Genomic DNA, 3,103 nt, shown 5'->3' with positions numbered 1-3,103 from the left:
TCCGCTCACAATTCCACACAACATACGAGCCGGAAGCATAAAGTGTAAAGCCTGGGGTGCCTAATGAGTGAGCTAACTCACATTAATTGCGTTGCGCTCACTGCCCGCTTTCCAGTCGGGAAACCTGTCGTGCCAGCTGCATTAATGAATCGGCCAACGCGCGGGGAGAGGCGGTTTGCGTATTGGGCGCTCTTCCGCTTCCTCGCTCACTGACTCGCTGCGCTCGGTCGTTCGGCTGCGGCGAGCGGTATCAGCTCACTCAAAGGCGGTAATACGGTTATCCACAGAATCAGGGGATAACGCAGGAAAGAACATGTGAGCAAAAGGCCAGCAAAAGGCCAGGAACCGTAAAAAGGCCGCGTTGCTGGCGTTTTTCCATAGGCTCCGCCCCCCTGACGAGCATCACAAAAATCGACGCTCAAGTCAGAGGTGGCGAAACCCGACAGGACTATAAAGATACCAGGCGTTTCCCCCTGGAAGCTCCCTCGTGCGCTCTCCTGTTCCGACCCTGCCGCTTACCGGATACCTGTCCGCCTTTCTCCCTTCGGGAAGCGTGGCGCTTTCTCATAGCTCACGCTGTAGGTATCTCAGTTCGGTGTAGGTCGTTCGCTCCAAGCTGGGCTGTGTGCACGAACCCCCCGTTCAGCCCGACCGCTGCGCCTTATCCGGTAACTATCGTCTTGAGTCCAACCCGGTAAGACACGACTTATCGCCACTGGCAGCAGCCACTGGTAACAGGATTAGCAGAGCGAGGTATGTAGGCGGTGCTACAGAGTTCTTGAAGTGGTGGCCTAACTACGGCTACACTAGAAGAACAGTATTTGGTATCTGCGCTCTGCTGAAGCCAGTTACCTTCGGAAAAAGAGTTGGTAGCTCTTGATCCGGCAAACAAACCACCGCTGGTAGCGGTGGTTTTTTTGTTTGCAAGCAGCAGATTACGCGCAGAAAAAAAGGATCTCAAGAAGATCCTTTGATCTTTTCTACGGGGTCTGACGCTCAGTGGAACGAAAACTCACGTTAAGGGATTTTGGTCATGAGATTATCAAAAAGGATCTTCACCTAGATCCTTTTAAATTAAAAATGAAGTTTTAAATCAATCTAAAGTATATATGAGTAAACTTGGTCTGACAGTTACCAATGCTTAATCAGTGAGGCACCTATCTCAGCGATCTGTCTATTTCGTTCATCCATAGTTGCCTGACTCCCCGTCGTGTAGATAACTACGATACGGGAGGGCTTACCATCTGGCCCCAGTGCTGCAATGATACCGCGAGACCCACGCTCACCGGCTCCAGATTTATCAGCAATAAACCAGCCAGCCGGAAGGGCCGAGCGCAGAAGTGGTCCTGCAACTTTATCCGCCTCCATCCAGTCTATTAATTGTTGCCGGGAAGCTAGAGTAAGTAGTTCGCCAGTTAATAGTTTGCGCAACGTTGTTGCCATTGCTACAGGCATCGTGGTGTCACGCTCGTCGTTTGGTATGGCTTCATTCAGCTCCGGTTCCCAACGATCAAGGCGAGTTACATGATCCCCCATGTTGTGCAAAAAAGCGGTTAGCTCCTTCGGTCCTCCGATCGTTGTCAGAAGTAAGTTGGCCGCAGTGTTATCACTCATGGTTATGGCAGCACTGCATAATTCTCTTACTGTCATGCCATCCGTAAGATGCTTTTCTGTGACTGGTGAGTACTCAACCAAGTCATTCTGAGAATAGTGTATGCGGCGACCGAGTTGCTCTTGCCCGGCGTCAATACGGGATAATACCGCGCCACATAGCAGAACTTTAAAAGTGCTCATCATTGGAAAACGTTCTTCGGGGCGAAAACTCTCAAGGATCTTACCGCTGTTGAGATCCAGTTCGATGTAACCCACTCGTGCACCCAACTGATCTTCAGCATCTTTTACTTTCACCAGCGTTTCTGGGTGAGCAAAAACAGGAAGGCAAAATGCCGCAAAAAAGGGAATAAGGGCGACACGGAAATGTTGAATACTCATACTCTTCCTTTTTCAATATTATTGAAGCATTTATCAGGGTTATTGTCTCATGAGCGGATACATATTTGAATGTATTTAGAAAAATAAACAAATAGGGGTTCCGCGCACATTTCCCCGAAAAGTGCCACCTGACGTCTAAGAAACCATTATTATCATGACATTAACCTATAAAAATAGGCGTATCACGAGGCCCTTTCGTCTCGCGCGTTTCGGTGATGACGGTGAAAACCTCTGACACATGCAGCTCCCGGAGACGGTCACAGCTTGTCTGTAAGCGGATGCCGGGAGCAGACAAGCCCGTCAGGGCGCGTCAGCGGGTGTTGGCGGGTGTCGGGGCTGGCTTAACTATGCGGCATCAGAGCAGATTGTACTGAGAGTGCACCATAAAATTGTAAACGTTAATATTTTGTTAAAATTCGCGTTAAATTTTTGTTAAATCAGCTCATTTTTTAACCAATAGGCCGAAATCGGCAAAATCCCTTATAAATCAAAAGAATAGCCCGAGATAGGGTTGAGTGTTGTTCCAGTTTGGAACAAGAGTCCACTATTAAAGAACGTGGACTCCAACGTCAAAGGGCGAAAAACCGTCTATCAGGGCGATGGCCCACTACGTGAACCATCACCCAAATCAAGTTTTTTGGGGTCGAGGTGCCGTAAAGCACTAAATCGGAACCCTAAAGGGAGCCCCCGATTTAGAGCTTGACGGGGAAAGCCGGCGAACGTGGCGAGAAAGGAAGGGAAGAAAGCGAAAGGAGCGGGCGCTAGGGCGCTGGCAAGTGTAGCGGTCACGCTGCGCGTAACCACCACACCCGCCGCGCTTAATGCGCCGCTACAGGGCGCGTACTATGGTTGCTTTGACGTATGCGGTGTGAAATACCGCACAGATGCGTAAGGAGAAAATACCGCATCAGGCGCCATTCGCCATTCAGGCTGCGCAACTGTTGGGAAGGGCGATCGGTGCGGGCCTCTTCGCTATTACGCCAGCTGGCGAAAGGGGGATGTGCTGCAAGGCGATTAAGTTGGGTAACGCCAGGGTTTTCCTGATCTCTAGTTACCAGAGTCACACAACAGACGGGCACACACTACTTGAAGCACTCAAGGCAAGCTTTAT

The 3,103-nt window shown here is 50.2% G+C and carries 1 protein-coding gene and 2 pseudogenes; all 3 read right to left on the bottom strand.

Going from position 1 to position 3,103, the window contains the following annotated elements:
* Positions 1-97: 97 nt before the first annotated feature.
* Positions 98-196: pseudogene (locus ACFFKU_RS04760) on the bottom strand (hypothetical protein); the annotation flags it as partial.
* A gap of 935 nt (positions 197-1,131) precedes the next feature.
* Positions 1,132-1,992 carry a broad-spectrum class A beta-lactamase TEM-116 gene (locus ACFFKU_RS04755; RefSeq protein ID WP_000027050.1) on the bottom strand — a complete coding sequence of 287 codons (861 nt, stop codon included), beginning with the start codon at positions 1,990-1,992 and terminating at the stop codon, positions 1,132-1,134.
* A gap of 911 nt (positions 1,993-2,903) precedes the next feature.
* Positions 2,904-3,071: pseudogene (locus ACFFKU_RS04750) on the bottom strand (sugar-binding domain-containing protein); the annotation flags it as partial.
* Positions 3,072-3,103: the final 32 nt, after the last annotated feature.

Source organism: Kineococcus gynurae (assembly GCF_042433995.1).
In the GTDB taxonomy this organism is placed as follows: domain Bacteria; phylum Actinomycetota; class Actinomycetes; order Actinomycetales; family Kineococcaceae; genus Kineococcus; species Kineococcus gynurae.
The sequence above is the reverse complement of the archived record's forward strand: the minus strand, read 5'-3'. Positions and strand labels throughout refer to the sequence as shown.

What these genes read in the sequence shown, in the direction of transcription:
- ACFFKU_RS04755 (WP_000027050.1), bottom strand. Translation starts at nt 1,992, where the DNA reads ATGAGTATTCAACATTTCCGTGTCGCCCTTATTCCCTTTTTTGCGGCA.